Genomic DNA, 20,775 nt, shown 5'->3' on the forward strand with positions numbered 1-20,775 from the left:
CTTATACTCCCAGCCATACCCGTAGCGCCGACCAGGGCTTACGCAACAGGTAGGCGATCAGCACCGTACGCTGCCCGTAGACGCGGGCGGTGCCCTTCAGCCCAACGCGCAAAACGGGGTCATCTTGCAGAAAACGCGCGCGCAGCCGGTAAGCCATCACGCTCTCCGCCGTCAGGCTCGCCCGGTAGCCAATCTGCGTAAGGCGTGCTGGCTGAGGCGAGCCTGGCGCAACATTCAGGAACAGGCGGACTTCCGCATCCTGACTCAGCGCAATGGCGTCCGCCGCGGGCAGTTGTATCTCCAGTTCCGTATCGCGCGGGTCGGCCACCATCATGATCCGCTCGCCAACGGACACTGAACGGCCAATCAAATCGCTCACATCGTCAAAAATAGCAACGCCATCGCGGGGGGCGGCCAGCGCCATACGCGCCAGTTGCGAGGTAAGAAACGCCATTTCGCTTTGCGCCTGCTGACGACGGCTGGACAGAACGGCTAACTGCGCTTTTGCGTCCGTATCATTGAGCGCCATTTGCTGCGCTTGTCGATACTGCGCATCCGCGCTGGCAAACTGCTGGCGTGCATTTTCTCTTTGGTTTTCCAGCTCCCGCGCATCCAGCCGTACCAGAATCTGCCCCTTTTTCACGCCCTGATTGGGTTTTACCGAAATCGCATCAATCACCCCGGATAGCGGCGCCCGCACCATTACTGGATGATGGGCGACCACTTCGGCGGGCGCTAATGCGGACTGGCGTACTGGAATCAACATGATTAGCGCCGCGAGAAGCGCCGCAACCACAATTTTCTTTTTCCGCAATCGCAGAGGCCCCCGCGATTTTCCCTGTCTCGTCAATCCTCGCCAGGCGTGCCCGTAAGCGTCGGTCAGTTGCCCCAGCAACGCCCGCTCAGACTCGCCCCAGGGCGTTTCCCGCAGCAGGATCAAAGCCATTGGCGCATCAGATGAAACGTGCGCCAGCGGTAGCCAGAGCCCATGCTCCGGCAGGTACTCATGCCAGAAATCGCGATCCCCGGCAGGTAAGTTTTGCCCCGTCAACGTCTGCATCTGTCGATAGCGCTGCTGCCACTGAAGACACAGCTGGCTAAATCCACGACAAAATGGCGCATGCTCGTCAAGACTGACGATGCCGGAGGCGGCGCGCAGTTTACCTCGCCCCCCGTCCCACAACATGGCCTGTCGATAAGGCGTCAGACGGTGCGTTTCATTGACCATGAAAAAAGCCAGCGCATCATGGCTCTCCAGCGCTCGCATCCGACTTTGCAGTTGCAGCAACGCCGCCAGCGGCTGTAGCGCATTACTCATGGGCCCGCGACTCCGGTGGGCTGAGATGCGCCACGCCGCTCATTCCCGGCAGCAGGCCTTCACCAGCCAGAGTAATACGGCCAAAAACTTTCACTGACTGGCTCACCGGCTCTATGGCAGAAGAGATGCGGCTCACCTCGGCGGGATAATTCAGTCCGGTTTCATCGAGGGTTACGGAAAAAGGCGAGCCGACTTTTAGCCAGACTAACCAGCGGGAGGGCACAATCATCTCCAGTTCAAACGCACTGTCATCGTAGATAGAGAGCAGCTCTTTGCCTTCCGGCACCGTCTCCCACTGGCGTACCCGCGTTTGCGTCACGCGCCCAGAAAACGGGGCCGTAATCACACAGCGTTTGAGCATCGCCCGATTGACGCCGCTTTCAGCCTGCGCCATCGCCACGGCGGAACGCGCCTGATCAACGTCGGACACGCTGATGGAATTCAGTTTGTCGAGCCGGTTAGCCACGGACAATTTCTTACGCGCCGCCTGTTCGGCGGCATTCGCATAGTTCAGTTTTTCCTGTAAAACCGCGCAATCGAAAGCCAGCAGGGTGTCCCCCTGGCGGAAGCGGTCGCCCTCTTTAACCGCCAGTTTCGCCACTTTCGCCGCAATGCCGCTGGAGAGCGTAGTCTGCCGCACCGCGCTAAGCTGCACACGAATAGTCTCTACCGGCTCGGCGGCGCTGGTCATCAGTGGCCAGATCACGCCAAGTATCGCCAGCCGCCTCATTCCGTCTCCCCAGCCATTGATTGCAGGCTATTCCACATATCGCCGCTCGCCAGTGGATAGCTTTGCGCAACAGGCTGAGATGTTGCTCTGACCACCGGCGCGGAAGGCACCGACGCAGCGGCGGTCAGGAGCGGCGCCACCGGCGCGGAAGGCGAGGTTTTCAGCAGCGGGGCCGCCGTTTTCGGCGCGGGAGAAGACAACGACAACGAAGTCTTAGCCAGCGCCCCTGTTTCAATTTGTCGGCTGGTCTGATGGATACTCTGGCTCAGCGCCGCCAGGCTGGTTCCGGCAATCTGCGTCGGTAAGACGTCGAGGCCTGCGGCCTGATAAACGGTCCCCAACGCATCCTGCATACTGGCAAAACTTCGGTCGCGGGCGCGCGTCGTGAGGATCGTTTCCGTGCTGACCCGCACCTGTTCCATTTGGGTCGCCGCCTGATTGCGGTAGCTCTGGTCCGTCTGGTTCATAATGCCGCGCTGTACTCGCGCCAGTTCCTGATAACGGTTAAACATCTGCGCGCTTTGCTGATACTCCAGCCACGCTACATTCACCTGCGTCAGCACCGCCATCCGTAATGCCTGACGACGCGCTTCGGCCAGAGACTCTCCCGCTTCGCCAGCGCGTTTAACCGACGACCACGACAGGACATTGAGCAAATTACCGCTGACCTGTACGCCAGCGCTGGCCCAGTTATGGTTCACCAGATAGCTGTTGCTGTCGCCATTTACCCCCGCGAACAGCGACACGCCGGGCAGCAACCGGGTTAGCGATTTACGGGTATCCAGCACCGCATTCCGCGCCAGATAGCTTTCCTCGCGTATCTCAGGCCGTTTCACCATTGAGAAGTTTTCCAGATCCGTCAGTGAATACGGTAATTTCGGCTGGGTGAGGCTGTTTTCCTGCGGCGCCACCAGCGTGAAATGGCTGGCGGGCGGTAGATTCATCAACGAAGCAAGGCGCGATTTAGCCAGCGCCAGATCGCTATCCACCACTTCTAACTGACGCACCATCTCCAGCATATTCTTCTGAAAACGCAGCGCGTCTACCGGGGCGAGCAGGCGCTCGCGTTCGGTCTGGCGGGCATACTCCAGCGACTGACGCGCCTGCGTCAGCGCCTGGGTGACTTCCGGCTGCAAACGCTGGGCGGTCGCCGCTTCCCAGTAGGCCGTTCGCACCTGACGGGTGATATCCGCCACCACCTTGCGCCGCCGCTCCTCTGCCGCCAGGGTTTTGTTCGCCTGCATTCTGGCGTTGAAGTAGCTGATGCCGAAATCCAGCACGTTCCAGCTGATACTCAGATCGGCAGTACGCAGCGTTTTGTCCTGGCTGGTGGAGGCGACCAGCGATTGCTCGCCCGTGCTCACCGAACGACTGCTGGAACCGGCGACGTTATCGCGGGTGTGTAAGCCGGCGCGCGCCGCCAGTTGGGGCAACATATCCAGCCGGGAAACATCGAGCAGATTATCCTCAATCGCCTGTTCCATCAGCGCGACCCGTTGTTGCAGGTTGTATTTCAGCGCCCGGGCCAGCGCTTCGTCCAGCGAGATCACCCCGTGAACCGGCTCCTGATCGGCAAACATATGGGCCCGGTCGCTAAGCGCCTGTTTAATCTGTTCTTCGGCGGTGACCGGCTCAGGCCGTACCGAACAGCCCGCGAGGATTAACGCGCAGGCAACGATGGTCAATTTCATGCCGCGAACGGACGACAGTCGCGTCATAAAGCGTGCTGAATTGGAATAACTCACCAGAGGACTCCCTGTTGTTTTAAAAGTATTCATGATGCTTTTCCCGCTTGCGTAACGGGCGTTGTCATCAGCCGCGCGGCCTTCAGGAGCGCATCGCTGTTGCCGCGCTCCGCCGCCAGGATCTGTGAAAATGCGGGTTTTGCCAGGGTATCGATTGCACGAACAGGCGGCTCCGCGTCTGCGGCTGCTGCGGGGATTCGCGCATCTCCGGCAGGAGAAATCGGATGCGTTCCCGGTAATGTCAATATCTGCGTCTCGCCATCCGCCTGGGTCAGCAGCACCTGAATCTGCCCAACCGGTGGCGCATCGGCGACATTGACGCTCAACTCACCGGCGAGAGGGTCAAACTGCAGCCATTCCGGCAAGGGACGCCCATTGGCCAGGCGCGCGGCAACAAAATTGCCGTTATCTGCCAGGCGATACACCTGCCGCCCTTCGCTTACGGGAGGCTCGCCATTCGCATGGATGTTCGCCACCGTTGTCCTCGCTGGCGCGGTAAAATCCACGTTTTCCAGCACCGGCATTATCCCCGGCATAATCGGGTCCAGCGCCCATGTCGTCGCGGCGTAGTCCATTGGCCCCGTCGCGAGCGGTGAAACGGATGCGGCAGCCATTCCCGGGGAAAGCTCAACATTGAACGCGGCATCGGGCGTCGGGGACGATTCTGGCTGCGGCGCGGAAAAGTGACGCAGCGCTTCGCCGTCAGTCATCGCCGCAAAAATCCGCGCCAACGGCAACGGGTCAAAGAATGGCGAAGACGCCATCGGTATGACCGGGTTCACCGCCCGTTGCGCGACCGTTAACGACAGCGTCAGCGTCGCCTGCGCCCCCTGCGCATCGGTGACGATAACCGTCAGAGTGAAACTGCCGCTCTCGGCTGGCGTGCCGCTGATGGTCAGCGAGTCGGCGTCAAACAGGAGTCCGTCGGGCAGTCCCGTAACCTGCCAGCTCAATGACGTATTATCCGCATCGCTGAACAGCGCGTCAGAGAGCGTCGCACTGTAGGCATTACCCTGCGTGGCCTGCGCCAGTATCGGCGCGGGCGCGTTCAATTGCGGCGCATCATTGACCGCCAGCACGGTGACGGTAGCGGTAATATTCAGCGTGGCGGTATCCGCCCCGCCGCCGTTATCCTGCACGCTGGCGAGAGTCACGGTACGGATGCCCTCGGTGGGATTGTCGCTGAGGTTGGCATAGGCAATATTGTTGAGCAACGTCGCGGCATCGCTGATGCCGTCAGGGGCGGAGAGGGTCAGCGTGACCACGCCATCATTCACCGCCACTGCCCAGGCGTAGCCGCTGGCGGTGGTGCCTTCACCGTCCACCAGCGTGATGACCGCGCCGTCAATGGTCAGGGTTTCACTCGCCCCCTCGCTGACGCCGGAGATGGTCAGCGTCACGCTGTTAACCACCTGCTCTGTTTCAATGACGTCAATCGCAATGTCATCGAATAAGGTGACCGCACTCTCGCCTTCGGTATACCCGACGGTGTTGCCCGTGCCGATAACGATCGGCGTATTGTTAACCTGCAGCACATTGACGGTCGCCGCGATAGCCAGCGCGGCGGTATCGCTGCCGCCGTTCGCCGTACCGCCATTATCCGTGACGGAAACCAGCGTCACGGTACGCGCGCCGGCGGTCTGATCGGCGTTAGCATTTGCATAAGACAACGAATTAATCAGGCTGGCGGTATCGATGCCGCTCTGGCTGGTGATGGTCAGGGTGACCACGCCTTCATTATTGATCACCGCCTCCCAGTGATAACCGCTGGTCGTATCGCCGCTGCCCTCAACCAGGCTGATGGCCGTGCCATCAATATTCAGGGTTTCACTGCTGCCATCAAGCACACCGGAAACGGTAACGGAAATGCCGATAATCGACTGGTTACTGTCGACGGTGGATACCACGACATCACTGAACAGCGCGGCGCTTTCTTCTCCGGGTGTGGCGTAGTCAACCTCAGCCGCATCGGCGTCCAGTTCAGGCGCGTCATTCACGCCCTGAACGGTAACCGTGGCAGCGATAGCAAGTTCCGTCGTATCGCTACCGCCGTTATCCGTCCCGCCATTATCCTGTATTGCGCTGATACTCACCGTGCGCGTCCCTTCGCCCGGATTATCGCTGCTATTGGCATAGGCCAACCCGGACAACAGCGCCGCCGCGGCATCGCTGGTCATGCCATCGCTGCTGGAGACCACCACCGCCGCGCTACCGTCATCGCTTAACGTGACCGTATAAACATAACCGCTCGTGGTGCTCCCCGTCGCGCCATCCGTCAGCGTAACGGTCGTACCGTCAACGACCAGGGTTTCACTCTCGCCATCGACCAGCCCGGAAACCGTCAGGGTCAGACCAACGATCGTCTGATCGGACTCAATCGTCGAGATCGTCACATCCCCGAACAACGCGACGGCCTCGCCATCTTCGGTATAGGTGCCCCCGACAGCAGTGGCAGTGACGGATGGCGCATTATTCACCGCGCTCACCGTGAGCTGGATCGCCACGCTGCTGGTGGTGTAGCGATCGGCAACGGAGAGCGTGAGCAGGATAGCGCTGTCGGGCTGGTTGCTGGTGTTGGTATAGGTGAGTTGGTTCAGCACCTGATTCGCCGTCCCGGTACTCACGTCAGCGGTAAAGGTCAGCGTCAGCGCGCCGTCCGTGATCGCAACCGTGGCGATAGCCTCGCCATCCAGCGAGAGAACACCATTCGTCAGCGTCAATCCATTGCCGTCGCTGAAACCGTAGATATCTGCACTGTCCGCCTCGCCATCACGCGCCAGCGTGATGACCGCCCCCTTGTAATTCCCCGCCCCGTCATTCAGGGCATCGTACTCCGCATCCGCCAGGGTCAGGCCGCTGGCAGGCGTGATCGTCTCCCGTTCGCTGTAGGCCACCGAGACGCTGGTGGCACTGATAATATTCAGTCCGAGCGTGCCGCCGTACATATGCCTGCCGCCGTAAATAGACAGGCCATCAGCGCTGACCACCAGCCGGGAGATGGCGCTATCGGTGGTAATCGTGCCGGATAACGCGGGCGCGCCCTCTTCGCCAATGGTATACACCGCGATTATATTGCTCGCGGCGCTGGTCACATACAGCGTGGTGCCATCGTCTGAGATGGCGATACTGTGCGGGTACTGGTAAAGCGCATCATATGCGCTAATGGCGCTGACCAGGCTCAGAGTGCCGGATGCGCTGTCGTATTGCAGCGTGGTCAGGAAGCCATTGCTGGTTGTCAGGTACACCGCCCCGGTATCCGAGACAACCAGGGCGTTGGCGCCGCTGAAAGCGTTACTGTTACTCAGCGTGGCAATGGTATCGGTCACGCCTCCGGCGTCGGTCCATACCAGGTCGTTGCCGCTTCTTGTCAGTTGCCCGACATAGCTCACCGTGCCGTCATCGGCCTGGGTATAGAGCGTCAGACGCTGGGAACTCAGCACATAGACGTTGCCATCCTCATCCACTTGCATGGCGACAGCCGTGCCGAATCCGCTGTCTGGCGCATAGGTGTCGATGGCCGTCAGGGTGCCTTCGCTACCGATGCTATAGGCATATAAGGTGCTGGATGAGAGCGCATAGAGCGTATCTCCGTTGTCAGACACCGCAATCTGCAAAACGGTTTCCGGCAGGTCGGCGGCGCTGCCGACCAGACTCAGGGCACCGTCGTCTCCGACGCTGAATACCGTGATCGAATAGGCCTCGCTGCTTCCCGTAGACGAGTATCCCGTCACGTACAGCAGGCTACCGTCGGCGGAGTATGTCACCGAGGTGATCGCCTGCAGGCCGTCAGCCTCAATGCCGTTGCTGTCATCGCCATCATCGCTCAGACCTTGCGTGAAGGTCTGTAACAGCGTTAACTCGCCGGTTGTCGTATCGCGGCTGTAGACATAAAGAGAGCTGGTGCCGTTGGGACCATTAGCGTTGCTGCTGGTACTGGCGGCAATGACCAGAATACCGCCATCGTCGGATAGCGTGATGCTGTTGACATACTGGTTGAAACCGCTAAGCGAGCCATCGCTGGTGTAGATCAGATCGCTGGAATCCGCAATTAATGAAGGCGCGTTGTTGCTCGCTTCTTCGGTCGTAATCACCCGTAACGTCATCTCATGCGAGCTGCTGGCCCCTGACTCGTCGGTCACCGTCACCGTTAGCGTATAATCGTCCACTGCGCTGGATGAACCCGATATGGTCAGGGTTTCCGGGTCGAAGACCAGACCGTCCGGAAGACCGGATACCGTCCAGGTAAGGCTATCGCCGTACAGGCTATCCGCATCGCTGAAGAGCGAATCGTCCAGCGTGGCGCTGTATTCGGCCCCTTCGGTCGCACTGGCGAGGCTCGTGGCGGCGCCTTCGCTCAGCGCCGGAGCACGGTTAGCAATCTGCGCCACCTCCAGCGTCAGTTCCAGAGATGCGCTGGCCCCTGACGCATCGGCGACGGTCACCGTCACGGTAAAAGTGCCCGTTTCCAGCGCAGCGCCGGAAATGGTATGGGTAGCGGCATCAAATGACAGCCCGTCAGGCAGTCCCGTTACGCTCCAGGTCAGGTTATCCCCATCCGCGTCGCTGAACAGATCGGACGATAAGGTGAAACTGTAGTCTGTTTCACTGGTTGCGCTCTCCAGCTCATAATCGGCTGACACGCTGGCGTTGACCGTCGGTAGCGCGTTGACCCGCAGGGTGACCACCTGGTTATTGCTGGCGAGCTGCCCGTCATTTACCGCGACGGTCAACAGAATATAACTGCCGACGACGGCCGCGCTGTTGCGGTAAGTGAGTTGCTGCAGGACCTGGTTCGCCACGTCGGTCGCGACATCTGCGGTGAAGGTCACGGTCAGCGATCCATCGCTGCTGGTGGCGAGCGTGGCGATAGCACTGCCCTCAAACGAAATGACGCCATCGGCATAAGTCAGCCCATCCCCATCCTCCATGCCGAATGTTCCACCGTCCACATTCGCGCTGACGGTAATGCTCGTGCCGTTGTAGTTACCTTCGCCCGCATTCAGGACATCGTTATTGCTATCCGCAAGGGTCATTCCGCTGGCGAAGTGGGCGGACGCCCCTTCCGCCAGCGTTTGCGCCGCCGTGTAACGCGTCACGCCGCTGCTGCCCGCAATAAGCAGGGATAAGCCATCGCTGGAAACCGCGATATCGCCCACATCACCTCCGCTGACACTGCTTACCAGCGTCAAGGTTCCCCCGCTCTGCGATACGCTATAAACATAAATAGAGCCGCCGCTGGTAGTGGCGTACAGCACGCCGCCATCGCTGCTCAGGGCGATGTCCGTCAGGCCCTCAAGGCTGAAGGTTTCCACCAGCGTAAGGCTGGCGTCGCTGAACTGATAAAGAGAAAGCGTGCCATAATCCGGGTCAGCGACATACAGGTACTGCCCGTCCTCTGATACGGCCAGGCTGTAATCAACGGCGCTGAATCCCCAGATATCGGTGGTCAGTGTCGCCACGGTACTCAGGGAGCCATCATCAGCGCGCTGATAGACGAGGATAGCGTGGCTGCCGTTGGTATAAATCACATAAACATAATCCCCGGAGGTGGCAATAACGCCGTTGCGGCCGCTACTGTCTGATTCGCCGGGCGCACGCGTGAGATACGTCAGTTCCCCTGTCGTCGTGTCGCGACTAAAAATCACCACATCGTTGTAGTCTGTGCCGGCATAGACCCAACTGCCATCGTCCGATATCGCTAAGCCGCCGGAGATATAGCCGTCGGCATAGGTCACGGTTGACGCCAGGCTGACGCCGCCATCCTCAATGCTGAAAACGTAAATCGCGCTACTGCCGTCAGTAACATAAAGCGAGAGACCATCGCTGCTGCTTACTATTTCAGTGGCCGTTCCCATATCCGCCACGCTCAGGGTCTGCACCAGCGTCAGTCGGCCAGAGTCGTCCACGGTAAATACGGAGACGCTGCCCTCCCCGGCCACATAGGCGTAGTCGCCCTCGTCTGAATACGTAACCTGGGCGTCATCGCCGAGGTCAGACAGGTCGATGCTTTCCGCGGACGCTAACGGGCGATCATCGCTCAGCGTCGGCGCGACATTAATCGTATTATCAATGGTAATTGAAGAGCTGATATCCAGCGTCGCCGTCTCGCTATCATCGCTTAAGGTGGCAAGCGTGACGGTAATGGTTCCGCTTTCCACCGTGTTATCAACGGTCTGATACGCAATGCCGTCAATAAGACTGGCGATATCCGCTTCGCTACTGGCTTCTGAGGACGCAATGCTGAGGGTAATACGGGTAACGCCGCCGCTAACCGTCACCTGATAGCTGTAGTAATTTTCGCTGGTGACGCCGGAACCGACCACAAGGGCGATAGATGTGCCGTCAATGACCAGCGCCTGATTACTACCGGCGCTATCCACGGTCACCACCAGATCCGAGAGCGCCTCACTATCAGTAGCGGAGGCCACACTCACGTCAGAGAACAAGTCCACGCTTTGCGTACCGGAGCCGTCATCAACGGTAATGGACGCCTCAACGCCGGTCGCCGTGACGCCGGGCTGACTCTCGGTGGCGTCAACCACTTGTTCGGCGGTGGCGACGGCGGCAGCGTCGAACATCATACGCGGTTCGAGGGCCCAGGCCTGCCATAGCGAACGTCGGCCCAGACGCGGTGTAGAACGGGAAGAGCTCATAATGTCATATCCTGTCAATCAAAAGTCGCACTTGCTATTACTCAATGAGCCGAACAAAACTGCTTTCCTGCTGCAACTCTTCGGCAATCTCGGTTAAGCGCTGGCTAATCTTGCTTTCTGAGGCGACGAAATCCTCGCCGTTGTAATAGGTCAGGTCCGTGCTTTTCACCGCACAGCCGGACAACCCGGCATCCGCAACGGTGCGAAACGCCGATGCGCTGGCGATAGTGCCGCCGTCCGCTTCGTTTTCCGCTTCATCATTGCCCGTAACCACGAGGAAAAAACGCAGGTCGTGGTCGCGGAAGCTGGAACATAAATGGGTAAATCGCTCAATGATCACGCGAGTGTCATCGCAGCTCTCACCATTGGTTGGGCAACCATCCGTGGTTTCGCCTACATAAGCGTTGTAGCTATCGCTGTCGAACCACAATGTGTCGGAGGAGTTGACCAACAGCACCACAGCCTTTAAACGTTCGTTGTTGCCGGTATCGAAATCCTTCGGCAAATCATCATCCAGACCCCAGCCGCTCTCGCCGCGAAACGCCGGCGCCAGCGCCATCGCCGCCCAGCCCATCGCAATGGCGTAGTTCACGTTAAACCCCGTACGCATGGCGTTCAGACGGGTGGCGATAGCGTCCATGTCATTGCTCAGCGGGAGTAACGGCGCATAGGGGCATCCCTTATCCACCACGATATAAAAAGTGTCACGCGCACCATCCGCCTGGCCAAAAACCGGGTTTGGCCCTATCCAGGAGATGTAGTACGACTCGATGGCGTTTTCAGGCAGATCCGCCCGGTAATAAACCCGAAACTGATTCGCAGGCGCCTCATCCCAGAAATAGTTCTCTCCCAGGTTCAGGCCACGGTACATACATAACAGGTTGTAACGACGGTCCGGGATACGCTGGTCGGCCAGGCTACCGTAGCCGGACTGGAACAGAGAAGTGAGTTCTATCGGGTTCAGCGCCCCGCTGGATGCCCATTGCCGGATACGCCCTGAATGTTCGGCATCGTACACGTTAACCGCCTGGCTATACGGCACTAACGCCAGCCAGCTGTTGTCGCTATCGCCAATCAGGTCTGACGCAAACTCATTCCCGATACGGCGTAACGCGGCAAGGTTGCTGCTGTCTTCATGCAATGTATTCGGCAGGGCCAGCGCCACCTCCAGTGAGGCGGTATGCACTTCTGCGGTGGAATAGATTTGTTGTTCCTGCCTGGCGACGTTTAATAAATCCGGGTTGGTATCAAACGTGACCGTCACGGTGTAAAGGCGATTATTATCATCATTGCGACCGCTGGTGACGCTGACGCGATCGAGGGTCAGGTCGGACGCCAGTTTGCTGTTCATGCCCAGATTGTTGCGGACATATTCATACGCCAGCGCCGTCATCTGCGTCTGATCGAAGGTTCCGTTTTGTGAATGGCTCACCACCGCCTGGTGTCCTACCGCCAGCGCCGCCGCATCCGTCGCCCGCTTGATCTGCGCGGCATCGCCGGTGGTCTGCATGGCGTCGACAATAAAGGCCCCCGTCACCAGCAACCCCATCGTCCCCAGCACATAAAATGCCGTGCCTGCCCCACGTTCCTGTCGCCAGAAACCGCGCAGCAGACGGCGCAGCCTTTGCCATTTATGGCGCATCATCATTCATCCTCATCCAGACCGGCTTCCTGCGCCAGAGCGTCATCCAGCGCAATAAGCCCATGCGCGACGCGATTCACCGTTGATGCATGCAAGAGTCCGCTAATCGACAGCCCTCCCACGAGGCTGACATCACTCCCCTCGCGGCAGATATCCACTACCACCATCGACACGTTATCGCTGTCATCCTCTTCGTCCCGCTCCGGCAGATCGCCGGGCCAGGCGTCGCCAGCAGCAGCCTGATTGTCTTCACACAGATCGGTGGCGCTCCCCCGACTGAGCTGCCAGTAAACCAGCCCGTTTCGCCGCACGTTGCTGATTAAAATCTGATAATTGCCAGACAGATCTTCCGGCAGCACGGCATCCAGTAGCCCCTGCAAGCCCTCTTCGGTCAGTTCCGTTTGATATCCCAGCACCGAGGCTATCGCCCCGCTCCGCTGTTCCATATGCTCCCGCTCCAGACCAACGGTGTAGATGTCCGTACACAGCGCGCCAACCGCCAGCACCAAAGGAAAAATCAGCGCCGTTTCCAGCGCTGCCGCCGCCCGGCAGCACGCCAGAAAACGTTTAATCCTGCTCATCGGTGGTCAGTTCCGTGCCGAACACATGCTTGTACTGATAGCGGAAGGTATCCCCAAGCGACAGCACCTCCGGGAGAGGGGTCAGAAACGCTTTTTTAATCTGCACCGTTACCGACCATACGGGCCGGGTATTTTCCGTTTCTTCATCCCCGTCTTCCGCGGCGATCGCCAACCCGCCCAATTGGCTCAGGTTACTGAAATACAACACGCTAACCGTCAGATCGCTGCCATCGAGATAGCCATACGCCGAATCGACCATGCGCGATTTCAGATTTTCCGCCATCCGGGATGCGCTGACGGTCGGCAGGTCATCGAAGCGAAAACTTTGCACCGATTTCTCCAGCGCCACCCTGCCGACGCCAATCACCAGCCCGACGCGGGCCAGTTCAAACAGCATCATCACGCCAACCAGCACCACCGGGACCAGAAATGCCACTTCTGTCGCGACGACGCCCCGGCTGGCGCGCCAACGCTTGCGCAGCGCGTTGTTCATCATTCCGGGGCATCGCTCAGTTGCAGCGGGCTGCGGCTGGCGATTAACAGGCTACGGCTACGCGCCGGGATCTGCGGCTGCTTCAGCTCGCTCACCTGTCGGGCCAGCGTGTCCATCAACGACGCGATGCGATCCGGGCTGGCAATAGCCGCCAGCGTCTTACGCGCCTGCTCATCATGGTTTTCATACAGGAACGCGAGGGCCAGATTCAGTTGGGTCGATGGCGCGCTGTGGCCTGTCGTCCGCAGGAGTTCAATCGCTTTATCCGCCTGCCCGCTACTGAGCCAGGACAACGCCAGGTTGTTCAGCGCCGCCAGATCGCTGGGATCGCTACGCAACGCCTTGTTGAACTGAACACGCGCGTCATCGTGGCGACCGCTGGCATCCAGCACCACGCCCATGCCATTGAGCGCGCTCGCGTTATCCGGTACGGCGGTCAGCGCACACTGAAAATCCTGTTGCGCCATCTGAATACGCCCCATCGCCAGTTGCGCGCGCCCCATCCCCAGACAGAGGGCCAGCGCTTCGCTTTTTTGCATTTGCTGAGGATCGCCCCCCAGTTGCTGACGGGCGCGGACGTACAGGCTAAGCGTATCCTGCGGCGAACGAACCGGGGCCGCGACGCTGGCGTATTCCAGCAACTCGCTACCGCTCAGGCGTCCCCTGCTGTCCAGACGGGCGTAGACGTCAACCGCCGCCTCAAGCCGCCCCTGATCGCGCAACAGGCGCGCGAGTTTTAGCCCCTCATCTTTGGAGCCTTTCAGGGTATGGCTGCCCGCACAGCCGGCCAATACCGCGCCGCACAGCAGCACCAACAACAAACGCGAAAAAGTGGAAATAGTCATTCAACAGTCATCCTTTATTTTTCAGCCACCGCATTAGTTCGATAGCATGCGAATCACGCGTAACAACGCAGGCGCCGCCATAATGGCGATAATCGGCGGCAAAATGAGGCCCATCAATGGCACGCTAAGCTGCGCCGGTAATTTCCCGGCTTTCTCCTCAAGTCCTAAAATCAGGGTCTTACGGCTTTCATCGGCGATAGTGCGCAATGCCTGCGATAATGGCGTGCCATAGTGTTCAGCCTGAATCAGCGTCGCCACCATGTTCTCGATTTCCGGCACCCGCGTACGCTCGGCCAGATGCTGTAGCGCGACGGCGCGGTCAGACAAAATTTGTAACTCTGCCGAGGTGTAACGCAGTTCATCCGCCATCTCGGGGGCGGAAAGCCCCAACTCTTTTGAGACCACATGCAGCACCCGGCCAATGGGCAGCCCGGCTTCAGCGCAGACCACCATCAAGTCCAGCGCATCGGGTACGGAACGGGCCAGTTTTTCACCGCGGCTGGCGGCACGCCATTTCAACCACCATTCCGGCAGTAAGCTGCCGATGAAATAGCCCATCAGCCCGGCGGCTAACCCCGTGAGCCCCAACCGGTCTGCCGGGGGCAGCATGCCAACCACCAGCACCAGTGCGCTGAACACCCCGCAGGCGAGTTTCCCGGCAACGAGCCAGCCCACGGCCTCTGTCCGGCGAAAGCCGGCGAAATCCAGCATCCGGCGCAGTTTTTTGCGGTCACGTTCCGCGCCCGCCATACGCAGCCCCTGCTCCGCCAGAGGTTGCAACAGTTTTTCCAGCGCTGGCGACAGCTCGCGCCCCTGCCCGCGCAGAATGGCGTTTTCGGTTTTCTCAACGGCGTTTTGCGCGGACTGGGGTAAATGCGGAGCCAGCCGCTCAGATAATTGACGCGCGCGCCGCTGTTTTCCCTGACGCCAGGCTAACCCGACGCCAAGCGCGATGAGCAATAGCGCGATGAGCAGTAATGGGTCATCTCGTAACATCATTCCCCCTCGTTACCCTATCCGCCGGACCATCATAAAGGTCACCAGCATGCCCAATCCCACGCTGCATACGGCGTAGATGAGCACCGTCGTCCCCACCGGATCGGAAAACAGGAACGCGAAATCCTCCGGCGATTTGAAATACATATAGGCCAGGCAGCAGGGAAACAGCGCCGCGACGATTTTGGCCGATGCCCGCGACTCTGAGGTTTTCGATAAAACTTTCAGGGCCAGTTCACGGCGTTCGCGTAATGTTTTCGCCAGGCGCTCCAGGGTATCCCCCACCCGTCCTCCGGCCTCCTGGTTGATGATCAGAATCACCACAAAGAAGCGATATTCCGCCATGGGAACGCGCCCGGCAGAGGCCTGAATCACCTGTCGCAGCGGTATCCCCAGCTTGAGCCAGTGGTCAATGGCCCGAAACTCGTGCGCCAGAGGGCCGTTCAGGTGTTCAGCCACCAGCGCGAACGTGTTCGGCACAGGAACACCGGCGCGCGCCGCGCGCACAATGGCATCAATGGCATCCGGCAGACTTTCACGCAGAGCGCGGAGATGCTTTTGCAACGCCGAACGGAATAACACGCCGCCGATTACCACGGCGAACAACACCGCGATACTCATCCCGAAGGCCAGCGGCGACGGCGTGCGCTGACCAATCGCCATCCCGATGGCGAAACTGATGGCGAGTAGAATCACCAGCCGCTGGCGTAATGTCTTACGCCAGCCGATAAATGCCAGTTGATCCCACAGAATCGCCAGCCTGGTGCCTAACCAGGGGATCTGACGAAACGGCGTTGCGGCGGTCTCTTTCAGGATCGAATCCGTCGATTGCGCGACAGCCTCTGCCTCGCTTTGATCCAGAATGAGTTGCAGGCGTCGTTCACGTTGCTGACGCAACTGGCGTTGGCGTTTCCAGTAGTGCGCCGCCAGACACACCAGCAGAACGCTTAAAAACACCAGAATAGTCAGAAAGTTAAGCAGCTTCGGGTTCATCAGGGCATCCCTCTATCAGGCATCGAACAAATGTGCCTTGTCGCTAAAAAACTGAGGACGCTGTACGTGCTGGATGTAGTCGCCAGTCAACTTGCCGGAAGCATCAACGCCGCGGACCTGAAAGGTAAAGAGATCCTGCATCTGAATAATTTCATCCTCCATGCCGCACAGTTCGCTAATCGACACCACCCGCCGTACACCGTCCCTCATGCGCTCTATCTGCACGATCAGATGTACCGCGCTGGCGATCTGGCGGCGGATCGCCATCAGCGGCAATTGCATATTGGCCATCATCACCATGTTTTCCAGACGTTGAATGGCGTCACGGGTGGTGTTGGCGTGCACCGTACATAACGACCCGTCATGGCCCGTATTCATCGCCTGCAGCATGTCAAAACACTCGCCGCCGCGTACCTCGCCGAGGATGATACGGTCAGGACGCATACGTAACGCGTTACGCATCAGATCCCGTTGATCCACTTTCCCCGTGCCTTCCGCGCTGACCGGACGGGTCTCCAGGCGGACGACATGCTCCTGCTGCAATTGCAGTTCAGCGGCATCTTCAATGGTGATAATGCGATCGGTAATGCCGATTTTTTGCGAAAGGGCATTGAGAAGAGTGGTTTTCCCCGCGCCAGTCCCCCCGGAGACAATGACGTTGACCCGCGCCTGCATCGCTTTATTGAGTAGCGACGCCATCGCGTGGGACATGCAGTGCGCATCGGCCAGCGCTTCCAGCGACAAATTGCGGCGCATAAACTTACGAATAGAAATGGTGGTGCCGTCAATCGCCAGCGGATAGGTAATGACGTTCACACGGCTCCCGTCCGGCAGGCGGGCATCGACCATCGGACTGGCTTCATCAATACGCCGTCCCACGGCCGCCGCAATACGCTGAGCGGTATTAAACACATGTTCTTCGTCGATAAAGGTGACTGACGATAGCTCCAGCTTGCCGAAGCGTTCGACAAACACCTGGTTGGCGCCATTGACCAGAATATCGTTGACGGTGTCATCCGCTAACAGCGGCTGAATTGGCCCGATACCGGTCATTTCATCCAGCATCTCCGCGGCCAGCGTCTCTTCTTCCTGCCGTGATAACTGCAGACGTTGCTCGTCACAAATGTTACGTATCACCGACTGGATCTGCGCCAGCAGAGCGTCCCGCCCCATGACGGCCGCTTTGCCGGCATCGATCTGGTCATAAAGCTGAGCCCGGATGACCCGTCGTTGCGTATTGCGGCTGTCGGATTGTGGCGGGCGGCTGGCGGCAGCGACGGGACGCGCCTCCGCGGGTTTCTGTTCCGCGGCGATGGCGGCAGTCGCTTCTGTCATTGGTGAATGCGCTCGGATAGGCTCTTCCCGTCGCATCACCTGGTTTTTACGCCTCAGCATATTCGGTTTCCTCCTTCTGCCATGACGGGATACCCCGCCTCAGGCGCGCCGTAACAGGCTGGATAACCAGCGTTTTTTTACAGGTTCAGGACGCTGGCCGCAGGCCAAATCGGCGAGCTGACGCAGCCCTTGCAGCCAGGGGGGAGAGGACGCAATATCCAGGGCGCCCATCGCCAGGCTTTTCGCCAGTACGCCGCCAGCATGGGGCAAGGTGACATCAATGGCGCGGCCGACGATATGTTCAAATTCGTCACGCGGTAACGGCGGATGCGCGTGGAAATGACTCTGGTTATGAACCAGCAACAGGCGCTGCCCTTCACTTTCATCACCAATCTCATGCAGAATTCGGCGCACATTGCGGGCATCCTGCACGGTGAGTTCCGTGACCACGATGCGCAAATCAGCATAGGTCAGCACGTCGAGCGCCCCGGAGGGAAAAGCGCAAGGTAAATCCCATACCACCTGATTGAACATCCGGCACAGCGCGCCGCCGAGATTGAGAACCGCATCAACTTCCACGGCATCGGCGATATTCAGGGTCGGTTTTTGCGCCAGCACATGCAGGCGGGTATCAACGCGCAGCATGGCGCGCTGCAACAGACGAGTATCCAGTTCGTCGCTCGCCAGCACGGCGGCTAATCCCGCATCATCACTTTGCCCCAGCAGTAAAAGCTGATCCCCATGACGCCTGTCGAAATCCACTAAGGCGACGGGCAGATGGCGCTCCGCCGACAATAAACGGCTCAGACCCAGCGCAACGGTGCTGGCGCCAACGCCGCCGCTGGCCCCCGTTACCGCTACCGTCCGCCCGAGGCGAGCGTATTCCGGCCCCGCTTGTTGCCCGGCGCATTTCGCTAACGTGGCGGACAGCAGGTCCAGCGTATAGGGTTTAACCAGGTAGTCGCTGACTCCCAGTTGCAACAACGAACGGTATAACCCAATATCCTGAACCGCCCCCGTCGCAATGACCTGGCAGCCCGGACCGCATATTGCCAGCAAGGTTTCCAGCGCAGGCAACGGCCACGCTTCACCATCCAGATCCACCAGCAAAATTCGGGGAGGTAAGTTCAATTCGCACCAGGTTTTTGCTGCGGCAATGCCGCCCGGCTGTACCGGCGCATCCGGGTGTTTCAGGCGCGCCAGAGCATCCCTGAGCCCCCTTGCTTCAGAGTCGCTATGGACAAAGGCCGCGAATGCCGGCTGACGCTCGTCGCTGCCGGTGCCAGAGGAAACCATTACGTCACTCATCGTTTCTCCCGGATTAATCTTCGCTAAAGTCGATATTGAGGAGCTCTTTCACGTCATCACCTTGATAGCGCTCAATACTGTTAACCGCCGCCACGCCGTCAGCTTCCGCGAGGCTGCGCGCCTGAATCAGATCCCGGGGTTCCGCCACCATCATCGCCAGATTGTTCTGGTTGGCGCAGCCGAGGTAGCCGACGCTCTCGAACGGTTTCACCATCAGCATATTGGGATCGTTAATCGCACATCGACTGGTCTGTATCGCCAGAGCCCGGGAAGTCACCTGTAAGTCCCCCTGGCCGCTGACCATTGCCAGACGCCGTTGGACGTTCACCTTCTGCGGATCGGCCCCGGCATTTTTGAGCGCGATGGATAACCGCGCGGCTATCTGTTCGCCGCGTGGGGTATAAGGCGTTATCGTCAGCGACTGTTTTGCTAACCGCCCCTGTTTGTTCAGCATCTCATTGAGGGCGTTGAGCGATGCGCTGCTCAGCCCGGAACCTCCCGGCGCCGCGTTTAAATTGACCGCCTGCGCGCTGGGTTTAACGGTGACGGGGGTCAGTTCCGGCTGGTCAAAGCGCTGCATACGTATGTCATTGATTGAACGGTCGCTGCAGGCCGCAAGCGCCATTGTCAGAAGACTGATTGCCAGCGTTTTCATTACGTTATGAGTGATAACCATTGTGTCATCCAACTTAATCAATAGAGGTAGCCCACGGCGCCGTAGCTCGGCGTAACCGCATCCAGCGTTTTCACACCCTGCCCTGGCGTCTGTAACTGACCCGCGTTAACCGGTTCCACAACGTAAGCCGTGGCGATAATCACCAGTTCAGTTTCTTCATGACTTGTTGCTTCGTTTTCAAACAGGCGCCCCATCACCGGAATACTGCTCAACCCCGGAACGCCGGTTACCGTCTGGCTATTCGCGCTACGTAGCATGCCCGCCAGCGCAAAGCTCTGACCGCTCGCCAGCTCTACGGTGGTATCCGTCCGTCGCACCGTCAGGGCCGGGATAACGGAACCGCTTTCAAGTGTCACCTGCCCAACGGAGGTCAGTTCGCTGACTTCAGGCGCAATGTGTAAACTGATGCGATTGGCGGAGAGCAGCGTTGGCGTCATACGAAGAATGACCCCGTAGGACTTATACTCAATACTTACATTATTGTTAGTAATCAGTACGATAGGCACTTCCCCTCCGGCGGCGAATGCGGCGGTCTCACCGGACATGGCGGTTAGATTAGGTTCGGCCAGTACCGTCGCCATATTCTGTTCATTCATTGCCGAGAGCAGGCTGCTCAGCGAACCATCCGAGCCGCTACGGTTAAACCCAAGAAAACTACTGCCATCCGCGCCGGTAAACGTCCGCGTGCTGGAATCAAAGAAGCTGGTCAGTGTGCCGGAGCCAAAGCCGAGGGTAGAGCCGCTGCCGTGATTCAAAGACGCATTCCAGTTAAATCCCAGCTCGTGGGTCAACTTACGCGATACTTCAACCACCCGAACCCGGATATTAATTTGCGAAGGCGTTCTTATTTTCAGTTGGTTAACAACATCGGCGGAGGTTTCGCTACTTCCCGCCGCGCCATTTCCGCCGCCCTGACCTCCCCCTGCGCCGCCGCGGCTGATCGATGCCTTGATATACGTCTGTACGCTATCAATGACGCGTTTCGCGTCCTGCGGCGTATCCACGCTTCCCCGCACGATCACGCCGCTGGGAATACCGGCCTCCAGCTGGATGTCCGCGGTCGGGAATTCACGTTTTAGCCTTGCGCTCAACGCGTTCAGATCATGTTCGACGCTTACGCCAATGGCGGTGATCACTTCCCCGTATTGATCCATGGCATACAGCGTGGTGGTGCCCACCGATTTGGCATACACAAACAGGTTTCCGGGGGACGGTAACTCAAAACTGGCGATTTCCGGGTCCGCCACCAGTACGCTATCCGGCAGCGCGTCGAGTTGCAGCATGCGTCCCTGATGGACGGTGAGATGCACCACACTGGAGATCGGCACTTCTTGCAGATTTTTCGACGAAACAGGTATTACCCACCCTGCCAGCAGGCAGACGCCAGCCAGCAGCCAGCAGCGGCCCGCTGTCCAAACGTCACGTCTGAAAGCAAAATACATTTTCATTTACTGACTTCC

14 protein-coding genes are annotated in these 20,775 nt (G+C 59.1%); all 14 read right to left on the minus strand.

The genetic code is table 11. From position 1 onward, the window contains the following. Position 1 precedes the first annotated feature (1 nt). Positions 2 to 1,318: an efflux RND transporter periplasmic adaptor subunit gene (locus tag FN037_RS15315; protein WP_142502616.1), complete on the minus strand. Its 1,317-nt coding sequence runs from the start codon at positions 1,316 to 1,318 to the stop codon at positions 2 to 4. Beyond that, a complete protein-coding gene (locus FN037_RS15320) occupies positions 1,311 to 2,009 on the minus strand; it encodes an efflux RND transporter periplasmic adaptor subunit (RefSeq protein ID WP_260607906.1) in 699 nt (232 codons plus the stop codon). Before FN037_RS15320 ends, FN037_RS15315 begins: the two co-directional genes overlap by 8 nt. A 35-nt stretch (positions 2,010 to 2,044) precedes the next feature. Further along, complete coding sequence (locus tag FN037_RS15325; protein ID WP_260607907.1) at positions 2,045 to 3,766, minus strand: TolC family protein; 1,722 nt, start codon at positions 3,764 to 3,766, stop codon at positions 2,045 to 2,047. A gap of 56 nt (positions 3,767 to 3,822) precedes the next feature. Beyond that, a complete protein-coding gene (locus tag FN037_RS15330; RefSeq protein ID WP_142502619.1) occupies positions 3,823 to 10,446 on the minus strand; it encodes a putative Ig domain-containing protein in 6,624 nt (2,207 codons plus the stop codon). A gap of 37 nt (positions 10,447 to 10,483) precedes the next feature. After that, positions 10,484 to 12,094 (minus strand): TadE/TadG family type IV pilus assembly protein, encoded by a 1,611-nt coding sequence (locus FN037_RS15335; protein WP_260607880.1) that lies wholly within the window; start codon positions 12,092 to 12,094, stop codon positions 10,484 to 10,486. Further along, a complete protein-coding gene (locus FN037_RS15340) occupies positions 12,091 to 12,669 on the minus strand; it encodes a hypothetical protein (RefSeq protein WP_142502620.1) in 579 nt (192 codons plus the stop codon). Before FN037_RS15340 ends, FN037_RS15335 begins: the two co-directional genes overlap by 4 nt. After that, a complete protein-coding gene (locus tag FN037_RS15345; protein WP_260607881.1) occupies positions 12,656 to 13,165 on the minus strand; it encodes a hypothetical protein in 510 nt (169 codons plus the stop codon). The genes FN037_RS15340 and FN037_RS15345 overlap by 14 nt, the downstream gene beginning before the upstream one ends. Then, entirely contained in the window at positions 13,162 to 14,007 is an 846-nt protein-coding gene (locus FN037_RS15350) for a tetratricopeptide repeat protein (RefSeq protein WP_142502621.1), read from the minus strand. The genes FN037_RS15345 and FN037_RS15350 overlap by 4 nt, the downstream gene beginning before the upstream one ends. 33 nt (positions 14,008 to 14,040) lie before the next feature. After that, positions 14,041 to 15,006 (minus strand): type II secretion system F family protein, encoded by a 966-nt coding sequence (locus FN037_RS15355; RefSeq protein ID WP_142502622.1) that lies wholly within the window; start codon positions 15,004 to 15,006, stop codon positions 14,041 to 14,043. Between the two features lie 9 nt (positions 15,007 to 15,015). Then, the gene (locus FN037_RS15360; protein ID WP_142502623.1) at positions 15,016 to 15,996 is read right to left on the minus strand and encodes a type II secretion system F family protein; all 981 of its coding nucleotides are present in this window, start codon (positions 15,994 to 15,996) and stop codon (positions 15,016 to 15,018) included. Between the two features lie 15 nt (positions 15,997 to 16,011). Continuing rightward, positions 16,012 to 17,331 (minus strand): CpaF family protein, encoded by a 1,320-nt coding sequence (locus FN037_RS15365; RefSeq protein ID WP_409513737.1) that lies wholly within the window; start codon positions 17,329 to 17,331, stop codon positions 16,012 to 16,014. A 99-nt stretch (positions 17,332 to 17,430) separates the two neighbouring features. Continuing rightward, entirely contained in the window at positions 17,431 to 18,639 is a 1,209-nt protein-coding gene (locus FN037_RS15370) for a CpaE family protein (RefSeq protein WP_142502625.1), read from the minus strand. 13 nt (positions 18,640 to 18,652) lie between these two features. After that, a complete protein-coding gene (locus FN037_RS15375) occupies positions 18,653 to 19,315 on the minus strand; it encodes a CpaD family pilus assembly lipoprotein (protein ID WP_142502626.1) in 663 nt (220 codons plus the stop codon). A gap of 17 nt (positions 19,316 to 19,332) precedes the next feature. Next, a complete protein-coding gene (locus tag FN037_RS15380; protein ID WP_142502627.1) occupies positions 19,333 to 20,763 on the minus strand; it encodes a type II and III secretion system protein family protein in 1,431 nt (476 codons plus the stop codon). Positions 20,764 to 20,775 lie beyond the last annotated feature (12 nt).

The organism is Klebsiella sp. 2680 (assembly GCF_900198535.1).
GTDB lineage: Bacteria > Pseudomonadota > Gammaproteobacteria > Enterobacterales > Enterobacteriaceae > Klebsiella > Klebsiella indica.

Excerpts from the sequence above, each read along its gene's own strand:
- FN037_RS15315 (WP_142502616.1), bottom strand. The coding sequence starts at position 1,318 with ATGAGTAATGCGCTACAGCCGCTGGCGGCGTTGCTGCAACTGCAAAGT.
- FN037_RS15320 (WP_260607906.1), bottom strand. The coding sequence starts at position 2,009 with ATGACCAGCGCCGCCGAGCCGGTAGAGACTATTCGTGTGCAGCTTAGC.
- FN037_RS15325 (WP_260607907.1), bottom strand. The coding sequence starts at position 3,766 with ATGACGCGACTGTCGTCCGTTCGCGGCATGAAATTGACCATCGTTGCC.
- FN037_RS15330 (WP_142502619.1), bottom strand. The coding sequence starts at position 10,446 with ATGAGCTCTTCCCGTTCTACACCGCGTCTGGGCCGACGTTCGCTATGG.
- FN037_RS15335 (WP_260607880.1), bottom strand. The coding sequence starts at position 12,094 with ATGATGATGCGCCATAAATGGCAAAGGCTGCGCCGTCTGCTGCGCGGT.
- FN037_RS15340 (WP_142502620.1), bottom strand. The coding sequence starts at position 12,669 with ATGAGCAGGATTAAACGTTTTCTGGCGTGCTGCCGGGCGGCGGCAGCG.
- FN037_RS15345 (WP_260607881.1), bottom strand. The coding sequence starts at position 13,165 with ATGATGAACAACGCGCTGCGCAAGCGTTGGCGCGCCAGCCGGGGCGTC.
- FN037_RS15350 (WP_142502621.1), bottom strand. The coding sequence starts at position 14,007 with ATGACTATTTCCACTTTTTCGCGTTTGTTGTTGGTGCTGCTGTGCGGC.
- FN037_RS15355 (WP_142502622.1), bottom strand. The coding sequence starts at position 15,006 with ATGATGTTACGAGATGACCCATTACTGCTCATCGCGCTATTGCTCATC.
- FN037_RS15360 (WP_142502623.1), bottom strand. The coding sequence starts at position 15,996 with ATGAACCCGAAGCTGCTTAACTTTCTGACTATTCTGGTGTTTTTAAGC.
- FN037_RS15365 (WP_409513737.1), bottom strand. The coding sequence starts at position 17,331 with ATGACAGAAGCGACTGCCGCCATCGCCGCGGAACAGAAACCCGCGGAG.
- FN037_RS15370 (WP_142502625.1), bottom strand. The coding sequence starts at position 18,639 with ATGAGTGACGTAATGGTTTCCTCTGGCACCGGCAGCGACGAGCGTCAG.
- FN037_RS15375 (WP_142502626.1), bottom strand. The coding sequence starts at position 19,315 with ATGGTTATCACTCATAACGTAATGAAAACGCTGGCAATCAGTCTTCTG.
- FN037_RS15380 (WP_142502627.1), bottom strand. The coding sequence starts at position 20,763 with ATGAAAATGTATTTTGCTTTCAGACGTGACGTTTGGACAGCGGGCCGC.